Genomic DNA, 21,367 nt, shown 5'->3' on the forward strand with positions numbered 1-21,367 from the left:
GTGCTTCTTGGATCCTGCGAAGAAATCAGTCGTAGTTTCGCAGATCCTCGATCACCAGCCCGTCCTTGGGCAATGCGTCCGGTGCCACAACCTCAACTTTGCCCTTGAGCTTCAGCACCTCGATCACCGAGCGGGCATAGGCTGCCTCGTCGCCGCCCTGCGCCTCAATCTGCACGGTCATTGCATCCATCTCGCCATCGCGGCTGGCAACCACACGCGCCTTGACGATCTCGTCATGTTTGTCGACCAGCGCCGCCACCTGCTCGGGCCGCACAAACATGCCTTTGATCTTGGTGGTCTGATCCGCCCGGCCCATCCAGCCCTTGATCCGTAAATTGGTGCGGCCGCAGGGCGAAACGCCCGGCATCACTGCCGACAGATCGCCGGTGGCAAAACGGATCAGCGGATAATCCGGGTTCAGCGTTGTCACCACAACCTCACCCACTTCGCCGGGTGCCACCGGATTGCCGGTGCCGGGAGTGACAATCTCGACGATCACATGCTCGTCGACAATCATCCCCTCCATAGCCGGGCTTTCATAGGCGATATTGCCCAGATCAGCGGTGGCGTAGCACTGCAGGCAGGAAATCCCGCGATCAGCATACTCCTGACGCAGGGAAGGAAACAGCGCGCCGCCGCCCACCGCCGCCTTGGTAAAGGCCAGCTCCACACCCATGGCGTCGGCCTTGTCCAGAATCACCTTCAGGTAATCCGGCGTGCCGGCATAGGAGGTGGCACCAACATCACGCGCAGCCGTCACCTGCAGCTCTGTCTGGCCGGTGCCGGCAGGCAACACCGCCGCGCCCACCGCCCGCGCACCGTTTTCAAAAATCATGCCCGCAGGTGTCAGATGGTAGCCGAAACAGTTCTGCACTACATCGCCCTGGCCGATCCCGGCAGCGTTCAGAAACCGCCCCATCCGCCACCAGTCGCCATCCACCCCGCCCGGCTCATAGATCGGGCCGGGGCTTTGAAAAACATGGGCAAAGCCGGTCGCGGGCTTCACGGTGAAACCGCCAAAGGGCGGGTTCCCGGCCTGCGCCCGGCTCAGCTCCGACTTGCGCAGCACCGGCAGCGCCGCCAAGGCCTCCGCCGAGACCACCGCCGCCGGATCCACACCGTCCAGCAATTCCGCATATCCGGAGGCAGACTGCGCACGGGCGATCTGCTCTGGCAAGGCCTTGGCAAGATCTGCGGCGCGTTCATCTGCGCTGCGGGTTTCAAGCGTGTCAAAATAGGTCATCACGTCATCTCCCCGCATCAGCTCAGCCACCTCTTGCGGCGCCGGTAAGACCGCACGTCGCGAAAACTCTTACGCCCTTCATCCGACATGCCGAGGTAGAATTCCTTTACATCCGGGTTTTCCCGCAGCTCAGCCGCAGGCCCGTCCATCACAACACGGCCCGACTCCAGGATATAACCGTAATGTGCATAGCGCAGGGCCACGTTGGTGTTCTGCTCGGCCAAAAGGAAGGTCACCCCTTCTTTCTCGTTGATCGACTTCACGATCTCGAAAATCTGCTCCACCAGCTGCGGCGCCAGCCCCATCGAGGGCTCATCCAGCAGGATCGTCTCGGGCCGGGACATCAGCGCACGGCCCATCGCCACCATCTGCTGCTCGCCGCCCGAGGTATAACCGGCCTGGCTTTTGCGGCGCTCCTTCAGACGCGGGAAATAGTGATAGACCATCTCCAGATCGTCCTGAATCTTTGCACTGTTGTCCGAACGGGTATACGCACCGGTCAGCAGGTTTTCCTCCACCGTCAAATGCTCAAAACAATGGCGGCCTTCCATTACCTGAATGACGCCCTTCTTCACCAGCTCGGCCGGGTCCTGCTCATGCACATGCGCGCCGCGGTACTTGATCGAGCCTTTGGTGACCTCGCCGCGTTCCGAATGCAGCAGGTTCGAGATCGCCTTCAGCGTGGTGGTCTTGCCAGCCCCGTTGCCGCCTAGCAGCGCGGTTATGCCGCCCTTGGGAACATTCAGGCTGACGCCCTTCAGAACGAGGATCACGTGATTGTAGATCACCTCGATATTGTTGACCTCCAGCAGGGTCTCGGCCTGCACATCGGCGGTGTCGGCGGCGGTATTCGCTGCATCCAGCATCAAAGCGTGTCCTCATGACTGTCCCGGACCTGAACCGGAACCCTGTTGAGTGGCGCGGCAGCTCTCTGCCGCGCCGGTTGTTTCCGGCCCCGCCAAGGCAGGGGCCGGCCAAAGCCCTTACTCGCAGCGGGACTCAATGTTGTTTTCAGCCGCATAGGCGCCCGAATCTTCTTCGATCAGCTTACCGATCACTTCGGTATCGGACGGCTTGAAGTCCGAAATCAGCGACCAGGTTTTGCTCTCTGCATCCCACTGGGTCACACCCACCAGGCCAGGGCCGCCATGGTTGTCGCAGGAAACGTTGAAGGTCGGGCCAAAGTTCGGCATCCCCAGCGCAGCCATTTTGGCTTCGTCGATCACCAGCGCTTCCATGCCGTCCCGCATCATCGCAGCGTTGATATCCGCAGTGCCATGAATACCTTGCGCGGTCTTGGCGGCTTCGGCTGCCAGCATCGCCGCGTACATACCGCGGTTATACAGAACGTTACCAACCTGATCGCCGGCACCTGCGGCCTTGCCCGCATCGACGACATATTTCTGGATGTCGTCAAACACCGGGAAGTCGCGGCCGACGTTGTGGAAGGTCACTGCCTTGTAACCGTCCGCCTTGTCACCTGCCGGCATCACGTCATGCTCGGCACCGGACCACCACACACCGATAAAATTCTCCATCGGGAAACGGATGTTGGCAGCTTCCTGAATTGCCACCTGGTTCATCACACCCCAGCCCCACATCACAACATTGTCGGGACGCTCGCGGCGGATCTGCAGCCACTGCGACTTCTGCTCCTGGCCCGGGTGGTCCACCGGCAGGGCGATCAGCTCGAAACCGTGTTTCTTGGACAGCTCCTCCAGGGTGCGGATCGGCTCCTTGCCATAGGCAGAGTTGTGATAGATCAGCGCGATTTTCTTGCCGCTGATGTCGCCGCCGTTGGATTCCAGCAAGTAGTTCACAACGCCCGAGGCACCGTTCCAGTAGTTGGCCGGATAGTTGAACACATGGCTGAACACTTCGCCGTTCGCCGCCGAGGTACGGCCATAGCCCATGGTGTGCAGCGGGATGTTATCTGCTGTCACCTTGGGGATCAGCTGATAGGTGATACCGGTGGACAACGGTTGATAGATCAGCGCGCCCTGGCCCTTGGTGGACTCGTAGCATTCCACACCCTTCTCGGTGTTATAGCCGGTCTCGCATTCGATCACCTTGGCCGGTACACCGCCGATGCCGCCATCGCGCTCGTTCAGCAGGGTGAAATAGTCGTTATAGCCGTCCGAGAACGGAATGCCGCCGGCCGCATAAGGCCCGGTGCGGTAGCTGAGGTCCGGGAACACCAGGTCCGCCATTGCGGGGCTTGCTGCCATTGCGGCGCCCAGCGCCAGTGTGGTCAGTGTCTTTTTCATCGGCTTAAATCCTCCCTATGGTCTTATCCGATTGTTTCTTAAAACGGGGGTAGTCTTGCTTTTCTCCCCGCCGGTTTCCAGGCCGTGCCCGCATCAGTGCGGGAAGGGCCACAGTCTCAGTTTTTCCTTGGCGACGCGCCACAGCTGCGCCATGCCGTGCGGCTCGGCGATCAGGAACACCACGATCAGCGCCCCCACGATCACCAGCTGGAAATGCGCCACGATATCAGTTGGCCAGCCCAGAAGATCGACGCCCACCACCTTCAGCACCACCGGCAAGAGCACCAGAAAGGCCGCGCCGGCAAAGGAGCCGAAGATCGACCCCAGTCCGCCCAGGATCACCATGAACAGCACCAGGAACGACTTGTTGATGCCGAAGGCCTCGCCGACCTCGACCGCACCCAGGTAGACCGCAAAGAACAGCGCGCCGGAAATCCCGATGAAAAAGCCGGACACGGCAAAAGCTGTGAGCTTCGCTTTCAGCGGGTTCACCCCGATGATTTCAGCCGCGATATCCATGTCGCGGATCGCCATCCAGCTGCGGCCCACAGTGCCGCGGGTCAGGTTGCGGGCCACCAGCGCGCAGAACGTCAGGAAAATCAGGCAGAACAGATAGGTGGCCCAGGCCGGCGCATTGGGGCCGGTGATCAGGATGCCAAAGGTATCGCGCTCCGGCGCGTTGATCTGGCCCGAAGCCGAATAGTTGTAAAACCACGGCACCCGGTTGAACAGCCACACCAGGAAAAACTGCGCCGCCAGCGTCGCCACCGCCAGATAGAAACCCTTGATGCGCAGCGAGGGCAGGCCGAAGGCCATGCAGACCACCGCGGTGATGCCGCCCGCCAGGATCACATGGATGAACATGCTGACCTCGGGAAAGGCTGTCATCAGTTTGTAGCAGGCATAGGCCCCCACGGCCATGAACCCGCCGGTGCCCAGGGACACCTGCCCGCAGTATCCGACAAGAATGTTCAGCCCGATCGCCGCAATTGAATAGATCAGGAACGGCAGCAGGATCGCATTGGCCCAGTAGTCGTTGACCAGGAAGGGGATGATGCCAAAGGCCACCGCCAGCACCACATAATAGCGGACACGGTCGAACTTGATCGGGAAGGTCTGGCTGTCATCGGCATAGGAGGTTTTGAAGTCTCCGGCTTCACGGTAGAACATGTCTCAGATGCTCCCTTTCTGTTGCAAACAGGGCCCGGTCCGGGTGTTTGTCTTTAATGTTTCAGCAGCGGCAATCATTCGATCTGCCCCCATTGCGCCTGTGCCGCGTCGCGCTGCGCGCGGGTTATCCGGTTTGACGGTTTGGCATAGCCGCTGCGCTCGCTGCCGCGCACCAGACGCAGGTATGCAATGATGCCGGTAATCAGTCCTGAGGCCGCCAGCAGCGACGCGGTGACAATCTGGGTTTCCGTGAACCCTTCCGCGGTCAGCGCCAGATAGCCGAACGCCCAAAAACCCGCCCAGGCAATCACGTTGATGACGGCAATCGCCTTGGTCATGCCGCCGCCCCGCCGTTAACCAATTTGTCAGAAATCCGTGCCTGGCCACATTTTGCCCATTTCTTTCTGCCACCCTGTTCCTGGGTAAAGTGAGTGGGATCAATGACCGCGATTTTTGAGGAAATCCGGCGGCTGGAGGCCGCGCGGAAGAAGGGTGACATTTCAGCAGCCGAATTTGCAGAGGCCAAGGGCCGGCTGCTGGCAACGGTGGAAGACGCAACAGTGCTGCCGCCGTTCGAATTCGAGCCGCCGCGCCGGGAGGCACGCAGGGAAACCTCTGGGACCGCACCCGGCCCTTGGGGGCTGATGCTGATGGGGCTTGCCGGAGCCGGGCTGCTAACGCTCCTGGCCGGGCAGCTGATCGGCGATCTGACCATCGCCTTCACGCTGGTTGCCACGGTATTCGCCGCCATTGTCATCGCCGCATTCCGCAAGCTGGAAAGCTGAACAGGCCGGGAGCAGATCATATGAACCTCAGACCCGTTCAATGATCTTCTCCCCGAACAGGCCCTGCGGGCGGAACACCAGGAACAGCAGTGCCAGAACATAGGCAAACCAGTTCTCGGTGGCGCCGCCGACCATCGGGCCGATGGCAAACTCGAACAGTTTCTCGCCCACACCGATGATCAGCCCGCCGACAATGGCGCCGGGGATCGAGGTGAAGCCGCCCAGCATCAGCACCGGCAGCGCCTTCAGCGCGATCAGCGACAATGAGAACTGCACACCGGATTTAGTGCCCCAGACGATGCCCGCGACCAGCGCCACAAACCCTGCGACCGACCAGACCAGCACCCAGATGAAGTTCAGCGAGATACCGACCGACAGCGCCGCCTGGTGATCATCCGCCACCGCGCGCATCGCCCGGCCCTGCTTGGTGTATTGGGCAAAGCAGACCAGCCCGGCCACCAGCAGCGCCGCAATCACCGTCGCCACGATATCCAGATTGTCGATAAAGAAGCCGTAGCCGAAGATGTTGAAGGTGGTCTCGTCAATCCACAGGTTGATGCCCTGCGGCAGACCGACGTCCAGTGTCTTGATCTCGGACCCCCACATCAGGTCGGCAACGCCTTCCAGGAAATAGGCAAGACCAATAGTGGCCATGAACAGGATGATCGGCTCCTGACCCACTAGGTGCTTCATCACCAGCACCTGCACCAGCCAGGCCAGCAGCACCATCACCCCGACAGTCAGAGCAATTGCCAGCACACCGGGAACGTTCCAGCCGAAATGGGTGATATGGCCGCCAAAGACCGCATTTATGATATGCGCAAAGGGCACCTGCCCCTGCATAATCCCCACCAGCGTCATTGCCGCAAACAGCGCCATCACGCCTTGGGCATAGTTGAAAATGCCGGAAGCCTTGTAGATCAGCACAAAGCCCAGCGCGACCAGCGCATAAAGCACGCCTGCCATCAGGCCGTTCAGCGTCACTTCCATCGCAAAGACGAGTTGTTCGGGCATTAGAGGCTCTCCACGGAATTCTGCACTGCGGCGGTGCTTAGGGGCTGCACAGGGGGTGTACGGATGTCACCCTGCCGGAGCCGGGTGTTGCTGCATTGCAACTCAGTCATGACTGACCCCCAGATATGCGTCGATCACATCCTGGTTATTGCGCACCTCATCCGGGGTGCCGTCGCCGATTTTCTTACCGTAATCCATCACCACGACGCGGTCCGACAGATCCATCACCACCCCCATATCGTGTTCGATCAGGGCGATGGTGGTGCCGAATTCGTCGTTCACATCCAGGATGAAGCGGGACATGTCCTCCTTCTCCTCGACGTTCATGCCGGCCATTGGCTCATCCAGCAGCAATAGCTTTGGTTCGGCAGCCAGAGCACGTGCCAGTTCAACCCGTTTCTTCAGACCATAAGGCAGCCGTGACACCGGGGTCTTGCGGATGTGCTGGATCTCCAGAAAGTCGATGATCCGCTCCACAACCTCGCGGTTTTCGGTCTCTTCCTTTTCCGCTTTACCCTTCCACAGAGCCTGCGAAAACAATCCTGTTTTCATATAGTTGAGCCGTCCGGTCATCACGTTGTCCAGCACGCTCATGCCTTCGAACAGCGCGATATTCTGGAAGGTGCGTGCGATGCCCTGGCGGGCCACCTCATAGGGGCGCATCTGCGGGCGCTTCTTGCCGTGAAACAGCACCTCGCCTTCCTGCGGCACATAGAAGCCTGAGATCACGTTCAGCATCGAGGATTTGCCGGCCCCGTTGGGACCGATGATCGCGCGGATCTCGCCTTCTCGGATGTCAAAGGAGATATCCTTGATCGCCACCACACCGCCGAACCGCAGGGTGATGTTCTTCATCTCCATCACCACACCGCCGATGGTGCGGCCGTCTTCGGTGACATAGCTTAAGGAATTGTCAAGCATAACAACGGCCTCCATTATTCTGCCACATAGAAATTTTAAGGTTTCCATGCGATACTTGAAAAAAACGAGCAGCAAGGAGACCAAAACAATGTTTGGCGAACTTGAACATTCCTGCCTTCTGAAGATGGCCGTCGAATGCAAGCAGATGGGCCTCAGCCAATCCGAAAGCCTGACCTCGATCATCGAGCAGACACACGGGTTCAGCTCTCCCTTCAAGATCCAGCAGGTGGTCAACACGGCCTTCAATCCCGGCCTCAATCCCGACTTGATCTGAGATCTGCCCGGCCTGCCCGGCACGGGGCAGATTTTTCTCCGGAAATACGTGCATCATTCCGCGGCCACCTTGTGAACCGCAGCCGGTTTCACGTCCGCATCGACAATAGTCAGCGTCGCGCTGATGGACCCTTTGCGGCCGTCTTCATAGGTCACTTCCGTTACGGTCGAGACCTGCTCCGAACCGTCGTACAGCGCGGTTATGATATCGTCGAACTTCTCCTCAACGATGCGGCGGCGCACTTTGCGGGTGCGGGTCATTTCGCCGTCATCAGCGTCCAGTTCCTTGTGCAGAACCACAAAGCGGTGGATCTGGCAGCCTGACAGCATCGGGTCTTCCGCCACCGATTGGTTCACCGCCGACACATGCTCACGGAGTGACTCCAGGACTTGCGGATGCCCGGCCAGTTCCTGATAGGATGCATAGGCGATATTGTTACGCTCTGCCCAGTTTCCTACAGCCGTCAGGTCAATATTGATGAAGGCCACGCAGCGGTCTTTGCCATTGCCAAACAGCACTGCTTCCAGAATGTCCGGGTAGAATTTCAGCTTGTTTTCAACATACTTAGGCGCAAACATCGCACCATCAGCCATTTTGCCCACGTCCTTGGCACGGTCGATGATCCGCAGGTGGCCGGAGCCTTCCTCAAAGAAACCGGCATCGCCAGTGGCTACCCAGCCCTCCGGATCCTTGGTTGAGGCTGTAGAGTCCGGATTGTTGAAATATTCCACAAACGTGCCCGGCGAGCGGTAGTAGATTTCACCGTTGTCGCCGATCTTGATTTCCACCTCCGGTGCAGGAACACCTACGGTATCGGCACGTACTTCGCCATCCGGCTGCACGGTGATGAACACGGTGGCTTCGGTCTGACCGTAAAGCTGTTTCAGGTTGATACCCAGAGAGCGGTAGAAATCAAAGATCTCCGGCCCGATTGCCTCCCCCGCGGTATAGCCCACACGGATGCGGCCGTAGCCAAGCGTATCCTTGAGCGGGCCGTAAACCAGCACATTGCCCAATGCGTATTTCAGCCGGTCCATCAGACCCACCGGCTTGCCGTCCAAAATGTCGCCTCCGACTTTCTTGGCATGGGCCAGAAAATGGTGGAACATCTTGCGCTTCAGGGCGCCGGCGTCCTCCATCCGGATCATCACATTGGTCAGCTGGCCTTCGAACACCCGCGGCGGTGCAAAGAAGTAAGTCGGACCAATCTCCCGCAGGTCGGTCATCATGGTATCGGCGCTTTCCGGGCAGTTCACGCAGAAGCCGCACCAGTAGGCCTGACCGATTGAGAAAATGAAATCGCCCACCCATGCCATCGGCAGGTAGGACAGGATGTTCTCACCCAAAGTCAAATGGTCGAACTCAGCCGAGTTCTTGGCGCTCTGGATCACATTCCGGTTCGACAGCACCACGCCCTTGGGCTTGCCGGTGGTGCCGGAGGTATAAAGCATTACGCAGGTGCTGTCGTAGGTCAGCTTGGCCTGGCGCGCCTGCAGCTCACCGGTCAGTTCGTCGCGCGCCGCGCGGCCCTGATCCTGGATATGGCTGAACTGGTGCAGCTGGGTATGCTCGTATTTCCGCATCCCGCGCGGGTCGAGATAGATCATATGCTCAAACTGATGCAGCTGATCCTGGATCTCGATCACCTTGTCGGCCTGCTCCTGATCGCCCACGATCACAAAGCGTGCGCCGCAATGGCCCAGCACATAGGCCATCTCTTCGGCCACCGCGTCCTGATAGAGCGGTACCGGCACGGCACCCACCGCCTGCGCAGCAACCATCGACCAATAGAGATAAGGACGATTGCGGCCGATGATAGCGACAAAATCGCCCTCATTCACGCCAAGGTTGATGAGGCCCAGCGCCAGTGCCTCGATTTCCTTTGCCGCCTCGGCCCAGGTCCAGCATTGCCAAATGCCGAATTCCTTTTCCCGGTAGGCCGGTGCATTAGCGAATTGCGCCGCATTGCGTTGAAGCAGCGCCGGCAGGGATAACATCCCTTCGGCGCCCATCTGCATCTGAGCCAACTTTCTTTCCTCCCTTTCCGGCGTTGCTGCCGGACCTGACCGCTGCCCGCGGTTCTGGCCCGAGTAGGGACGTGCAAAGAATAGCCCGTCAACTTTTTCCTGATGTTTTCCCAAATCTTACGAATTGTAACAATGCCGTTCCCCTTGTTTTACGGGCTGTTACGCAAGCCGCCGAACCACCGGGCACAGAAAATCCCGCAGCCTTCACAAACACGCCGGGGCAAAGCGCGCGGGATGCGCACGAACTGGCCGGAATTCGAATCAAACGCAGCGGGCAGCCGTTTCAAGTTTCGCATCACTTGCACCATCTTCCGCTCACCGCGTCCGGCAACCCTAAGGAGACCGCCGGTCTGACGCGACGGCATGGCCTTCTCCCGCGGCTGAATGGCAATTTGCCCCGCACCCGCCGCGATGCTAGCCATGAAGCGGGGAGAACCATGAACCGAACAAGCAAGCCGCACGCCGCCATGACCACCGCCGGGCTGAACCTGATCGCCCAGGCGCTGTCGATCTATGACAACGATCTGCGCCTGGCGGTCTGCAACAGGCGTTTCCAAGAGATGTTCTCACTGCCTGATCATCTGGTGCAGCCGGGGGCGTCCTTTGCCGACACCATCCGCTTTCTTGCAGAGGCCGGTGAATACGCGCCGGAAACAGATACCCAGGACATCGTGCAAAGCCGGGTTGCTCAGGCACTGGATTTTGTGCCGCATTACCTGGAGCGTGAACGGCCCAACGGGCAGATGATTTCGATCGAAGGCTCGCCATTGCCGCAGGGTGGCTGGGTCACCGTCTATACCGACATCACCCGTACCAAACAGGCCGAGCAACTGCTGCATTCCCGGTCCGAGGAACTGTCCGAAAAACTGATCACCCATACCGAGGAACTATCCGCCGCCAACCGCCAGTTGGAAGCCACAAATACGGCCCTGGAAGAGACCAAGAGACAGCTGACCGAGATAGAAGGCCGTACCCGGCTGACGACCGAGATGATGCCCGCTCATATCGCCCACGTCGATGCAGACGGGTATTACACCTATACCAACCGCCGCCTCAGCTCGGTGTTTCCCAGCCGCCCCTCCGACATCCTCGGCATGCATATTGCGGACGCACTGGGAGAGGCTGCCTTTGACCGGATCGAGCCGCATTTGCTGGCCGCCTACAAGGGCAGCAGTCCGGTATTCGAGTTCACTGAGAGCCACGGCAGCCGCCGCATCCGGGTGGCCTTTACCCCGGACCAGCACGGCGGCGTGTATATCCTGTCGATGGATGTGACTGAGGAAACCCAGGCCCGGGTTGCCCTGCAGCAGGCCCGCCGCCGCGAGATGGCGGCGCAGATGACCAGCGGCCTGGCGCATGATTTTTCCAACCTTTTGACCATTATTCTCGGAATGCAAAGCAAGCTGGAGAAAATGGGGCTGAGCGGTGAGGCAACCCAACTGGTCCAAGGCACGCTTTCGGCCGCAAAGCGCGGCGGCCGGCTGCTAAGCCGGATTGCCGAAATGACCGGCCAGCGCACCTTGCGCCCGCAGGCGGCCGACATGCATGCGCTGCTGGGTGAACTGAAGATCCTCGCCTCTCCTTCGCTGCCGCAGGGAATTGGGCTAAGCATCCTTGATAACATGCCGGACGAGGTACTGCTTCTGGACAGCGGCAAGCTGCAGGATGCGCTTTTGAACCTAATCCTGAATGCCCGTGACGCTTGCGGAACTTCAGGCCAGATAACTGTCAGCGCCCACGCAGTCGGGCAGACCTGGGTGGAAATCACGGTGACCGACAGCGGCCCCGGCTTCTCCCCCCAAGCGCTGGACAAGGCGTTGAATCCTTTCTTCACCACCAAAGGCAGCGAAGGCTCCGGTCTTGGCCTGCCAATGGTTTACGACATGGCCAAACTGGCCGGCGGCGACATGCGGATCAGCAACACCCAAACCGGCGCTTCGGTGACCCTGCGGCTGCCCTACCGGCTGGCACCTGATGCCAAGGGCGGCATGGCCTTGCTGGTCGAGGACAGCCAGGAACTGCGTGCCGCCTTTCGCGATATGCTGATTGATCTTGGCTATTCGGTGATCGAAGCGGCCAGCGTGGACGAAGCCAGTGCGCTCACCGCCGACCTGCCAGACATCGCGCTGGTGCTCTCCGACATCAAACTGGAAGGGACTGCCACCGGCATCGACTTGGCCACCCGGCTAGACGGTTCAAACCTGCCTTGCATCCTGATGACGTCCCTTCCCGTCAGCGACCCGTTGTTCCGCAAGGCCTTGAAATGCGGCCCGGTTTTGCGCAAACCCTTCACCACGGATCAACTGTCCGCGCTGATCAAACCGGAGCCCGCCGCATGACATCGCCCTTGGTCACCATCCTGGATGACGAGCCGGAAATCCGCCGGATCCTGACCAGCACGCTGGAGGAGGCGGGCTTCCGCACCCAAAGTTTCGCCCGCGCGCGCGAATTCGAGGCGGCTCTGAACCGGATGGCACCCGATGTCTGCCTGGTCGATCTGTCGCTGCCTGACACCGATGGGCTGGCGTTGGTGCACCGGCTTGCACTGGAGCAAGGCGCGGCGGTCATCATCATCTCCGGCCGTGCCCAGGTGCAGGACCGGGTGACGGGGCTGGAACTGGGAGCAGATGATTACATCACCAAACCGTTTGATCCGGCCGAAGTTGTCGCCCGGGTCCGCGCCCGCCTGCGCAGCGCCCCCCGCACAGCGGCTCCTGCCAGCGACACTGCCCGGTTCTCCGGCTGGACCGCGCATTTCGACCGCTATTTGCTGGAAGATGAAGCAGGCAACGAAACCCCGTTTTCCCACGCCGAGGGCGAAGTTCTGCGATTGTTCCTCGACAGCCCCAAGCGGCTGATCTCCCGCGCCCAGATGCAGGAGGCGCTTGGCGGTGCGGCTGGTGAAAGCTTTGACCGGGCAATGGATGTGCGCGTCTCCCGCCTGCGCACGAAGTTGCGCGAAGACCCCAAGAATCCACGTCTGATCAAGACGATCTATGGCGCGGGCTACATCTTCTTGGGCGATGTGGACTGGGGCTGACCCTGTTCCGGTACAAAACCAATTTTCCCGCACTGCGCTCTTTCTTCCAGATAAGAAGAGCGAAAGAAAACGCAGCTGCAGTGCTTTACCGACCTTGTCCATTCTGGCTAAGCCGGTGTTCGCCGCGGCGGCGCTGTCTTGCGCGCTCTGCGGCCTCACTTTCGTCAGCGCCGCATAGAGATTCTTGCCGCGGCGAATCGCTTGGCGTAGAATCAGGTCATGGCCACCTGTCTGCTCTACCGCCAAGCCCCTTCGCGCCCGTCTCGGTTCTACCGGATTGAGCTGGCGATGAACCTGTTTTCCGAGGTCTCCGTGCTGCGCGAATGGGGCATAGCCGGCGGCAACGGGCAAAGCGTCATCAGCATCTACGGCAATCTGCGCGAGGCTTCCCTGGCTGCCGACAGGCACCGCAACCGGATGCTCAAACGCGGCTACGGACGGGGCTGACCGCGCCGCGCCAGCGGCGCCAGGCCCAACTGTGAGAGGGCATCCTGCAGGATGTCCGGGAACAGGCGGGAGTACCCGCCTGCATTTCACCCCGCCAGCGCCCGGGCCGCGCAGTCCAGCACCTGCAGCCCCAGCACCAGATCTGCCTCCGCCGTATCTTCGTCAAAGGCATGGCTTATGCCGCCGGTCGAGGGCACAAACAGCATTGCCGCAGGCATCACCGTCGCAAGATTGGCCGCATCATGCAAAGCACCCGACGGCATCTTTTGCCACTTTCCCGGTGCCAACGCCTCTGCAGCGGCCCCCAACTCCGCCTGAAACCGCACATCCATTGCCGACGGTTCTATGCCCATCACCGGTCCAAGCTCTGATGCTGCGCCGTGACCGGCCGCAATCTCCCGCGCTGTCTCCTTGATGAGTGTTTCCATCTGCACCAGCCGGTCTGCATCAGCATCGCGCCATTGCACGGAAAATTCGACGCGCCCGGGCACAACAGAGGACGCATTGGGATGCAACGCCACATGACCGATAGTCCAGACCGTGGCAGGCGTCACCACATCAGCAAACCGGCTGTTCAGCGCCGTGTTGAAGGCAGACAGCACCTGAAACGCATCCCGCCGCAGGTGCATCGGCGTGGTGCCTGCGTGGTTCTGCCGACCGAAAAACGTGATCCGCATATCCCGGATGCCGACAATATCAGTCACCACCCCAAGCTTGAGTCCGGTTTCTTCCAGATAGGGGCCTTGCTCGATATGCATTTCCAGAAATCCGCAGAAACGTTCAAGCGGCAGGAAATCCCCCGAAAGCTCCGCCATCCGCGCCCGCATCCCGGCCAGGGTATTGCCGGCGTTGTCAGTGAACCCATCCGCCTCATCCAGCGCCAGATTGCCGGTCCAAACATCCGATCCGGTCAGCACCCCGAACCGCCCCTCCTCATCCTGAAAACTGACGCAAGAAATGAGCGGCCCGCCGGCCTCCCGGGCTGCGCGGGCAATCTCCAGCCCGGCCACCACACCCAGCGCGCCGTCCAGCCAGCCGCCCTCGGGCTGGCTGTCGCTGTGCGACCCAACCAGCAAGCTGCGCTCCCCAGCCAGCCCGAACAGATTGCCAAGCGGGTCGAAATGCGGCTCTAATCCGCACTCTGTCATCCGTTCAGCCAGCCATTTCCGCGCCGCGATATCTGCTTCTGAAAACGCCGGCCGCACCACTCCTTTGCCTGCACCCGAGGCACCAAAGCTGCGCAATTCATGAAGATCATCCAGAAAACGCTGAGGGTTAAGGGGCATGGCAAATCTCCCAATTGACAGATGCACATTGCTCCAGTTTTGCTCCCGCCCTCAATCAAATTGATCAAACCTGCACCCAGCCCGCCCTTCCCTCTGCCCGGAACCTCCCCTAAGACTTCCCCGGTAACAACGGAGCCGCCGCCCATGTCCCACATAACGCTGATCCGCCACGGCCAGGCCAATACCGGCGCCCGGGACGAGGCAAGTTATGACCGCCTCAGCGATCTGGGTCACCAGCAGGCGGCCTGGCTGGGGGACCATCTGCGCAGCACCGGCAGCCACCACCCGCGCGTCTACTGCGGGACCCTCAGGCGGCACATCGAAACCGCAGCCTCTATGGGCTTTGCCGATCCGGCGCAGGACGCGCGGCTGAACGAGATGGAGTATTTCACCCTCGCCGAGGCGATGCGCGATCAGCACGGCCTGCCAATTCCGAAAGAGCGCGAGGGCTTTGTCGATCATTTGCCCAAGGTGTTTGCCGCTTGGGCCAAGGACGAAATCGCCGATCCCTACGAAAGCTGGGCCAGTTTCGAAACCCGCACCCAGGCCTGTCTGGAGGAAATCGCCGCAGGCGACGGCCCCGCAATGGTTGTCACCTCCGGCGGGCTGATCTCGATGGCCCTGCGGCAAGCGATGGGGCTGGACTCCGCCGCCATGGCCCGGGTTACGCTGGCGATCATGAACACCTCGATGCATCGTCTGTTCCCCATCGGCGGCCACCTGAGCCCGGTTTTGTTCAACGCAGTGCCGCATCTGGAAGCGCCGGACCGGCATTTTGCCCAGACACATCTTTGAACGTCCGAGAGGGAGGGAAAGACATGCAGCTTTATTACGCCCCCAACACCATCTCGGTGGCCGTGGCCATCGCGCTGGAAGAAGCCCGAATTGAATATGAGGCGGTGAAAATCGACTTTGCCGCCAAGGAACAGACCGGTCCGGCCTATGCCCAGATCAACCCCAAGGGCCGGGTGCCCGCACTGGCGGTCGAGGGCGGCATCCTGACCGAGACCGGCGCGCTGCTGGAATATATCGCTGATATGGCGCCCGAGGCCGGCTTGCGCCCGCAGGACCCGGTACTGCAGGCGCGGATGCGCGAGGTGATGTTCTACCTCGCCTCGACCATGCATGTGAACCATGCCCATATGCGGCGCGGTGCCCGCTGGGCCAGCAAGACCTCCAGCTACAAGGATATGCAGGCCAAGGTGCCGCAGACGATGATGGCCTCCTGCGAGTACATCAGCCAGGCCGGCCTGCGCGGACCCTTTGTGCTGGGCGAGACGGTCAGCCTCGCCGATTGCTACCTCTATGTGATCTGCACCTGGCTGGCGGGTGACGGGGTGAAGGTGGACGGCTTCCCCAAAATCCAGACTTTCATGACGGCAATGGAGCAGCGCGAGTCGATCCGCGCAGTCTATGCCAAGGGAATGCTTTGAAGGACATGACGATGACGCATCTGTGGGTACGGGCCGAACAGCGCCCGAATGAGGAGCGGGTCGGCCTGACCCCCGATGGCGCCAAGGCGCTGCTGTCAGGCGGCATCAGGGTCACGGTTGAGGAAAGCTCGGTCCGGGCGCTGCCGCTGCAGGGTTACATTGATGCCGGCTGCGACATTGCACCGGAAAACTCCTGGCCCCAGGCGCCTGCGGACGCAATCATCTTTGGCCTCAAGGAACTGCCCGAGGACGGCACCCCGCTGCCCCACCGCCACATCATGTTCGGCCATGCCTTCAAGGGCCAGCATTCCGGCAAGGCACTGCTGGAACGCTTCAAGGCCGGCGGCGGCACCCTTTATGATCTGGAATACCTGGTGGATGAAAGCGCCCGCCGGGTTGCTGCCTTTGGGTATTGGGCGGGCTATGCCGGCGCCGCGGTAACACTAAAGTCCTGGACCGCCCAGCAGCGCGGCGGAATCTGCGGCCCGGTTGGCGTTTATGGCGGCAAGGATGCGCTGCTGACGGATCTGGGCGCGGAACTTGATGCCCTGAACAAAGACCGCCCCTCTGCTATCGTGATCGGCGCGCTTGGCCGGGTCGGCACCGGCGCGGCAGATCTCTGCGAAGCGATGGGTGTCAAAGTCACCAAATGGGACATCGACGAGACCGCAAGCGGCGGACCTTTCCCGGAGATCCTGGCCCATGACCTGTTTCTCAACTGTATCTTCGCCCGTCCCGGCACCCCGGTCTTTGTCCCGCGCGAGGCGCTGGCTGCGGACCGCAAGCTGACCGCCATCGGCGATGTCGCTTGCGACCCTGACAGTGACTACAATCCGGTGCCGGTCTATGACCGCGCGACCTCCTGGGATCAGCCTGCGCTGCGCGTCGCCGAACACCCGGTGCTGGATGTGATGGCAATCGACAACCTGCCCTCCATGCTGCCGGTGGAAAGCTCCGAAGACTATGCCGCTCAGCTGCTGCCCTCGCTGCTGACCCTGACCGATCTGAAGTCCGGCGTCTGGGGCCGGGCGGAAGCCACATTCAACGAACATCTTCCGGGCTGAATGCCGCCGGAACCAAGTAAGGGAGAACTCTCATGACAATTCACTGGTGCGGCACCGGCCTCTCCGCCATTCCCGGCCTCCGCCGCCTGCTGGAAGCGGGCCATGACGTGGCGGTCTGGAACCGGACCACCGACAAAGCGCGTGAGGCCGTCGGCGATCTGACCACTAACATTCACGCCTTCAGCATCGCCAACCTGGGCCGGATGCTGAGCCCGAAAGACGTCATCGTCTCAATGCTGCCCGGCGACTGGCATGTGCCGCTGGCCGAGCTGGCGATCGAGCACGGCGCGCATTTCGTCTCCTCCTCCTACATCGCGCCGGAAATGCGCGCACTGGACCAGAAGGCCAAGGATGCAGGCGTCTGCCTGATCAACGAGGTGGGCCTGGATCCGGGCATCGACCACCTGATGGCGCATGCGCTGGTGGCGGATTACAAAGCGTCTGATGCCTTTGACGCGGAAAACGAGATCAGCTTCATCTCCTATTGCGGCGGTATCCCCAAGACCCCGAACCCGTTCCGCTACAAGTTCAGCTGGTCGCCGCTGGGCGTGCTGAAGGCGCTGCGTTCGCCCTCCAAATCAATCCGCGGCTTCAAGGAGCTGGACGTCGCCCGCCCCTGGGATGCGATTTCCTCCTATGAGGCGCCGCTGCCCGCACCCGAAAGCTTTGAGGTCTACCCGAACCGCGACTCGATCCCGTTCATGACGCAGTACGAGTTCGGCGAGGACTGGAAGGTGAAGGAATTCGTCCGCGGCACCCTGCGCCTTAACGGCTGGGCCGATGCCTGGGCGGATGTCTTCAAGGAAGTCGAGACCCTCGAAGGCCCCGAAGGGGACGCCCGCCTCAAGGAAATGTCAGACCAGTTCTGGACCGAGAACGCCTATGACGAGGGCGAGCCGGACCGGGTGGTGCTCTGCGTTGGCCTGAAGGCGGAAAAAGACGGCACCGAAGCCTGGCATAAGACCTATGTGATGGACGCCTGGGGCGACGACCGCGGCACCGCCATGGCGCGCCTGGTGTCCTACCCAGTCTCCTTTGCCATCGAGGCCGCGATGAACGGCAAGATCGCCGCTGGTGTACACGCCGCACCCAGCGACCTGGGCCTGGTCGAAAACTGGATGGGCGGGATCGGCAAGCTGGCCCAGCACCTTGAGATCGTCGATAGCAAGGCCTGAGGGCTTCTGGAAGCAATAAGGGGCGCCGGATTGCGGCGCCCCTATACATTTTACCCGGTGCGGCCCCTAGCGGCCGATCACATCATCTTCGACATCGTTCACATCAATCCCAAGCGCTTCCATGCCAGCCTCCAGATTGTCAGCCAGATGCGGCGTGCCGAGCAAGTAATCGACGGTCGGCGTGGTCGCTTCCTGCCGGGCGGTATAGATCGCTTCACCCAGTTCTTCCGGCTCGAAACTGCCGCGGCCGACCCACATGATGCCAACCAATTCCGACTGCTGATCTTCCCCCATCCGGTCGATGAAGGCGCGCAATTCCCCTTCAGCCCGGCCCAGTTCACGGGCCATCATCGCCACTTGTGCCACCTTACGGGCTGAAATCTCCAGCATTGCTACAATCCTTCTGTTCGCTGCCTCAGCATAGCAAACAGCAGGCCAAACGCCTAAGTCTTTGATCTGTGGCAAATGGAGCGCTGCTTAGCTGTTTGGTTCCAGGGGTTGATAGTGCGATCCATTCATTGGAATGGAAGGACGCCTTATGGGACAGATATGCCACGTCTGCGTCACGTCCTGTCACCCGGCAGGGTATTGCGCAGCATTGTCCCGAGAAGTGCAGGTTTCAATCGCGGAGCTGAACCAGGAACCTGGCATCACCCCAAAGCCGGTTGCGAAGCGGTAGACTGCTGAGGATCAGAAAACCCGTCCCAATGAGCCCCGCTCAATCGTCCCTAGTGAAGAAGATGAAGCCATGATCGTTGCTTTCAGGTGGCCTGCTCTCCGACCGCTGGACGACGGCCTTTGCAACCGCCCTCTCAAGACACTCAGTGGACGCGCGCCATACAAATACATCTGCAAGATCCGGACTTCAGAGTCAGACAGTTTCATTGCGGGTCCGTTTCACCGGAAGCCAGGACAGAACACTATGGTGAGCAGCAACATTTCCATGAAAAACCTGTCCGAAAGAAACACAACGCCAACAGCTGCAATGTGTCGTCGTGCCCGGCAATGCCCTTAATGGGCGCTTCCCGGGGTGATAATGAAACTTGGACAGTAAGCTTGGACAGTCGAAATTGCCCTGTTACAGACGGCTGATGATCACCCGCAGCCACACCAAGGGCGATGCGCCCTCAACCGCCGTCTATTCCGATTGCGAAACTTACCGCTACAGCCTGACCCGGGTTTGGGATCCTGCCGGACCGCGGGTGATGTTTGTGATGCTGAATCCGTCAACCGCAACCGAAGTGCAGAATGATCCGACCATCGAACGCTGCGAGCGCCGCGCACGGGCATTGGGGTTCGGCGGTTTCCGGGCCACCAACATCTTTGCCTGCCGGGTCACCGATCCGCGCGGGATGCGGCAGCTGGAAGAGCCGGAAGGCCCGGGCAACATGGCAGCCATTTTGCACGGCGTTGATTGGGCTGACATGGTGATCTGCGCCTGGGGCACCCATGGTGAGCACCGCGGGCAAGGGGAGCGGGTTGCGGCGCTGCTGCGCGCAACCGGAAAGCCGCTGCACCACCTCGGTCTCAGCAAGGCCGGCCACCCGAAGCACCCGCTTTACATCGCATACACCCAGCAACCAGAGCTTTGGCATCAGCGTTAGCGGGTTCTTCGGTTGCCGTTAACTGATGTTCCCTATTTGTTTTGCATTTGCAATCAACGCGTGTGATCGTGCAATTGAGTTTTGAGTGTTTATTGAGGTTGAGCGGGCAATGTTGTGGCTGGCGAGTGTTCTGGGCCTTGTTGCAGTGGGCAGCGCGGTCCTGGTTGATACCGAAACCCCGGATGGGGAGGAGCCGTCCTCCGGCCCCGATCCGGAGGCGGACACCGGCGGGGTGGGTCAGATGGCGGGTTTATCGAGCCGGGTGGCAGCACCGTAACCGGCACCGATGAAAATGACGTCATCGCGGGAACCGGGGCGGCTGACAGCCTTAGCGGCGGTGATGGCGATGATCAGCTTGGCGGTTACAGCGGTCATGACTGGATAGACGGGGGCCAGGGCAGCGATGTTCTGCATGGCGGTAGCGGAGATGACAGCCTGTCCGGCGGCACAGGCCAGGACCTGCTGCACGGCGAAGACGGTGCTGACGTGCTGCAGGGCGCCGCCGGAGAGGACAGTCTTTATGGGCATTTCGGGGATGACACGCTTCAGGGCGGCGGCGGTGCGGATCTGCTGCATGGCGGTCAGGGCGAAGATTGGCTGGAAGGCGGTGAAGGCCGGGACACACTGCACGGCAATGACGGCGATGACAGCCTAGTGGGCGGCGGCGGCGCCGACGCGCTGTTTGGCGGTTATGGAAATGATGTGGTGTCCGGTGCTGGGGACGGCACGGACCAAGACTATGTCAATGGCGGTGCCGGCGATGACACATTGATCGCCGGGGCGGGGGATGTGCTGACCGGCGGCACAGGCGAGGATCAGTTCATGGCCGGCAACTGGACCGGAACCGAACAGACTGTGCAGTTGATGGACTTCGATACGGATGAAGATAAGCTGGTGCTGGTTTGGGATTTTGAGGACGGCGAAGAGCCTTCCGTGGAGCTGCAGCAGAACCCTGAGGCAGAGGACGAGCAGGTCATTCTTGTCGACGGCGAGCCTGCCTTGCGGGTCACCGGAGCCGGCGGGCTGACTGCGGCGGATCTGGTGCTGATCGATCCGGTCTCAGCCGCTGCTACCGGGTTGCTGCCGCAGTAGGCCCGCGCAGATCCACCGGCTGGCAGTTAATCTTTGCCTTTACAACGGAAACGTCATATATGCCCGCATCTGCTGCGATTCTGCGGCGGATATCTCCATGGGCCTGTGCTGGACGACATCCCGGCCTGAGCCATCCACTCTAACCTTTAAGGAGACCCCGATGTCGATCACTGCAGAAGAAAAAACCCGCCTGATGAAAGAATTCGCAACCAAGGACGGCGACACCGGTTCGCCGGAAGTCCAGGTTGCAATCCTGACCTCGCGCATCAACACCCTGACTGAGCACTTCAAAACCCACAAGAAGGACAACCACGGCCGCCGTGGCCTTCTGAAGATGGTTGCTCAGCGCCGCAAGCTGCTGGACTACACCAAAGGCAAGGACGTGTCCCGTTACCAGGACCTGATCAAACGCCTGGGTATCCGCCGCTAATCCGCGCTTATCCCGGATTTTTTACGCCCGTTCCGAAAGGAGCGGGCGTTTTCTTTTGCGCGCAAACCCTGTCTTGGGCCTGGAACGCCGGCAAG

At 60.8% G+C, this 21,367-nt stretch carries 23 protein-coding genes and 1 pseudogene; 14 read left to right on the forward strand and 10 right to left on the reverse strand.

The genetic code is table 11. The features are described from left to right. Window positions 1-25 precede the first annotated feature (25 nt). From ETW23_RS19040 to ETW23_RS19060, 5 genes are all read right to left on the reverse strand, one after another. Window positions 26-1,243: a phenylacetate--CoA ligase family protein gene (locus ETW23_RS19040; protein ID WP_134830927.1), complete on the reverse strand. Its 1,218-nt coding sequence runs from the start codon at window positions 1,241-1,243 to the stop codon at window positions 26-28. A 17-nt stretch (window positions 1,244-1,260) separates the two neighbouring features. Then, a complete protein-coding gene (locus tag ETW23_RS19045) occupies window positions 1,261-2,109 on the reverse strand; it encodes an ABC transporter ATP-binding protein (RefSeq protein WP_134830928.1) in 849 nt (282 codons plus the stop codon). A 117-nt stretch (window positions 2,110-2,226) separates the two neighbouring features. Continuing rightward, window positions 2,227-3,510 (reverse strand): ABC transporter substrate-binding protein, encoded by a 1,284-nt coding sequence (locus tag ETW23_RS19050; protein WP_134830929.1) that lies wholly within the window; start codon window positions 3,508-3,510, stop codon window positions 2,227-2,229. A 93-nt stretch (window positions 3,511-3,603) separates the two neighbouring features. Next, entirely contained in the window at window positions 3,604-4,680 is a 1,077-nt protein-coding gene (locus ETW23_RS19055) for a branched-chain amino acid ABC transporter permease (RefSeq protein WP_129369246.1), read from the reverse strand. Window positions 4,681-4,754: 74 nt separating this feature from the next. Then, window positions 4,755-5,018, reverse strand: a complete 264-nt coding sequence (locus ETW23_RS19060) for a hypothetical protein (protein WP_129369245.1) — start codon at window positions 5,016-5,018, stop codon at window positions 4,755-4,757. A 102-nt stretch (window positions 5,019-5,120) separates the two neighbouring features. Here ETW23_RS19060 and ETW23_RS19065 point away from each other — a divergent pair, with 102 nt between their 5' ends. Beyond that, window positions 5,121-5,465: an SHOCT domain-containing protein gene (locus ETW23_RS19065; protein WP_129369244.1), complete on the forward strand. Its 345-nt coding sequence runs from the start codon at window positions 5,121-5,123 to the stop codon at window positions 5,463-5,465. A gap of 27 nt (window positions 5,466-5,492) precedes the next feature. On the opposite strand, the gene ETW23_RS19070 is transcribed toward ETW23_RS19065, so the two are convergent. Then, entirely contained in the window at window positions 5,493-6,479 is a 987-nt protein-coding gene (locus tag ETW23_RS19070) for a branched-chain amino acid ABC transporter permease (RefSeq protein WP_027257202.1), read from the reverse strand. Window positions 6,480-6,581: 102 nt separating this feature from the next. After that, window positions 6,582-7,400 carry an ABC transporter ATP-binding protein gene (locus tag ETW23_RS19075; protein ID WP_027257201.1) on the reverse strand — a complete coding sequence of 273 codons (819 nt, stop codon included), beginning with the start codon at window positions 7,398-7,400 and terminating at the stop codon, window positions 6,582-6,584. A gap of 88 nt (window positions 7,401-7,488) precedes the next feature. Here ETW23_RS19075 and ETW23_RS19080 point away from each other — a divergent pair, with 88 nt between their 5' ends. Then, window positions 7,489-7,674, forward strand: a complete 186-nt coding sequence (locus ETW23_RS19080; RefSeq protein WP_027257200.1) for a hypothetical protein — start codon at window positions 7,489-7,491, stop codon at window positions 7,672-7,674. A gap of 53 nt (window positions 7,675-7,727) precedes the next feature. On the opposite strand, the gene ETW23_RS19085 is transcribed toward ETW23_RS19080, so the two are convergent. Then, window positions 7,728-9,692, reverse strand: a complete 1,965-nt coding sequence (locus ETW23_RS19085; protein WP_129372788.1) for an AMP-binding protein — start codon at window positions 9,690-9,692, stop codon at window positions 7,728-7,730. Window positions 9,693-10,138: 446 nt separating this feature from the next. Between ETW23_RS19085 and ETW23_RS19090 the strand changes: the two genes are divergently transcribed. From ETW23_RS19090 to ETW23_RS19100, 3 genes are all read left to right on the forward strand, one after another. Beyond that, the gene (locus ETW23_RS19090; RefSeq protein ID WP_134830930.1) at window positions 10,139-12,040 is read left to right on the forward strand and encodes a PAS-domain containing protein; all 1,902 of its coding nucleotides are present in this window, start codon (window positions 10,139-10,141) and stop codon (window positions 12,038-12,040) included. After that, a complete protein-coding gene (locus ETW23_RS19095) occupies window positions 12,037-12,741 on the forward strand; it encodes a response regulator transcription factor (RefSeq protein ID WP_134830931.1) in 705 nt (234 codons plus the stop codon). Before ETW23_RS19090 ends, ETW23_RS19095 begins: the two co-directional genes overlap by 4 nt. 219 nt (window positions 12,742-12,960) lie before the next feature. Continuing rightward, a complete protein-coding gene (locus tag ETW23_RS19100; protein ID WP_134830932.1) occupies window positions 12,961-13,188 on the forward strand; it encodes a WGR domain-containing protein in 228 nt (75 codons plus the stop codon). A gap of 86 nt (window positions 13,189-13,274) precedes the next feature. Here the strand turns inward: ETW23_RS19100 and ETW23_RS19105 are convergent, their stop codons facing one another. After that, complete coding sequence (locus ETW23_RS19105) at window positions 13,275-14,474, reverse strand: hydantoinase/carbamoylase family amidase (RefSeq protein ID WP_134830933.1); 1,200 nt, start codon at window positions 14,472-14,474, stop codon at window positions 13,275-13,277. A gap of 144 nt (window positions 14,475-14,618) precedes the next feature. Between ETW23_RS19105 and ETW23_RS19110 the strand changes: the two genes are divergently transcribed. Genes ETW23_RS19110 through ETW23_RS19125 form a run of 4 tightly spaced genes read left to right on the forward strand, consistent with a single transcriptional unit; the run spans window position 14,619 to window position 18,146 of the window. Continuing rightward, entirely contained in the window at window positions 14,619-15,269 is a 651-nt protein-coding gene (locus ETW23_RS19110) for a histidine phosphatase family protein (RefSeq protein WP_129369239.1), read from the forward strand. Between the two features lie 23 nt (window positions 15,270-15,292). Beyond that, complete coding sequence (locus ETW23_RS19115) at window positions 15,293-15,907, forward strand: glutathione S-transferase family protein (RefSeq protein WP_134830934.1); 615 nt, start codon at window positions 15,293-15,295, stop codon at window positions 15,905-15,907. A gap of 11 nt (window positions 15,908-15,918) precedes the next feature. Beyond that, on the forward strand, window positions 15,919-16,971 hold the full coding sequence (locus tag ETW23_RS19120; RefSeq protein WP_134830935.1) for a saccharopine dehydrogenase: 1,053 nt from the start codon (window positions 15,919-15,921) through the stop codon (window positions 16,969-16,971). A gap of 32 nt (window positions 16,972-17,003) precedes the next feature. After that, entirely contained in the window at window positions 17,004-18,146 is a 1,143-nt protein-coding gene (locus ETW23_RS19125) for a saccharopine dehydrogenase family protein (RefSeq protein WP_134830936.1), read from the forward strand. Window positions 18,147-18,212: 66 nt separating this feature from the next. Here the strand turns inward: ETW23_RS19125 and ETW23_RS19130 are convergent, their stop codons facing one another. Beyond that, window positions 18,213-18,536 (reverse strand): DUF3775 domain-containing protein, encoded by a 324-nt coding sequence (locus ETW23_RS19130; protein WP_027257190.1) that lies wholly within the window; start codon window positions 18,534-18,536, stop codon window positions 18,213-18,215. Between the two features lie 701 nt (window positions 18,537-19,237). Between ETW23_RS19130 and ETW23_RS19135 the strand changes: the two genes are divergently transcribed. The 5 genes and pseudogenes from ETW23_RS19135 to rpsO all read left to right on the forward strand — a co-directional run bounded on the left by ETW23_RS19135 (window position 19,238) and on the right by rpsO (window position 21,272). Further along, entirely contained in the window at window positions 19,238-19,750 is a 513-nt protein-coding gene (locus ETW23_RS19135) for a DUF1643 domain-containing protein (RefSeq protein ID WP_134830937.1), read from the forward strand. 85 nt (window positions 19,751-19,835) lie between these two features. Continuing rightward, window positions 19,836-20,027, forward strand: coding sequence for a hypothetical protein (locus ETW23_RS26250; RefSeq protein ID WP_254695082.1), 192 nt, complete (start codon window positions 19,836-19,838; stop codon window positions 20,025-20,027). Window positions 20,028-20,050: 23 nt separating this feature from the next. Next, window positions 20,051-20,167: pseudogene (locus ETW23_RS26255) on the forward strand (calcium-binding protein); the annotation flags it as partial. 69 nt (window positions 20,168-20,236) lie between these two features. Then, complete coding sequence (locus ETW23_RS26260) at window positions 20,237-20,842, forward strand: calcium-binding protein (protein ID WP_254695083.1); 606 nt, start codon at window positions 20,237-20,239, stop codon at window positions 20,840-20,842. Window positions 20,843-21,002: 160 nt separating this feature from the next. Further along, a complete protein-coding gene (gene rpsO / locus ETW23_RS19145; protein ID WP_129369234.1) occupies window positions 21,003-21,272 on the forward strand; it encodes a 30S ribosomal protein S15 in 270 nt (89 codons plus the stop codon). Window positions 21,273-21,367: the final 95 nt, after the last annotated feature.

Origin of the sequence: Leisingera sp. NJS201 (assembly GCF_004535885.1) — a bacterium.
Lineage (GTDB): Bacteria > Pseudomonadota > Alphaproteobacteria > Rhodobacterales > Rhodobacteraceae > Leisingera.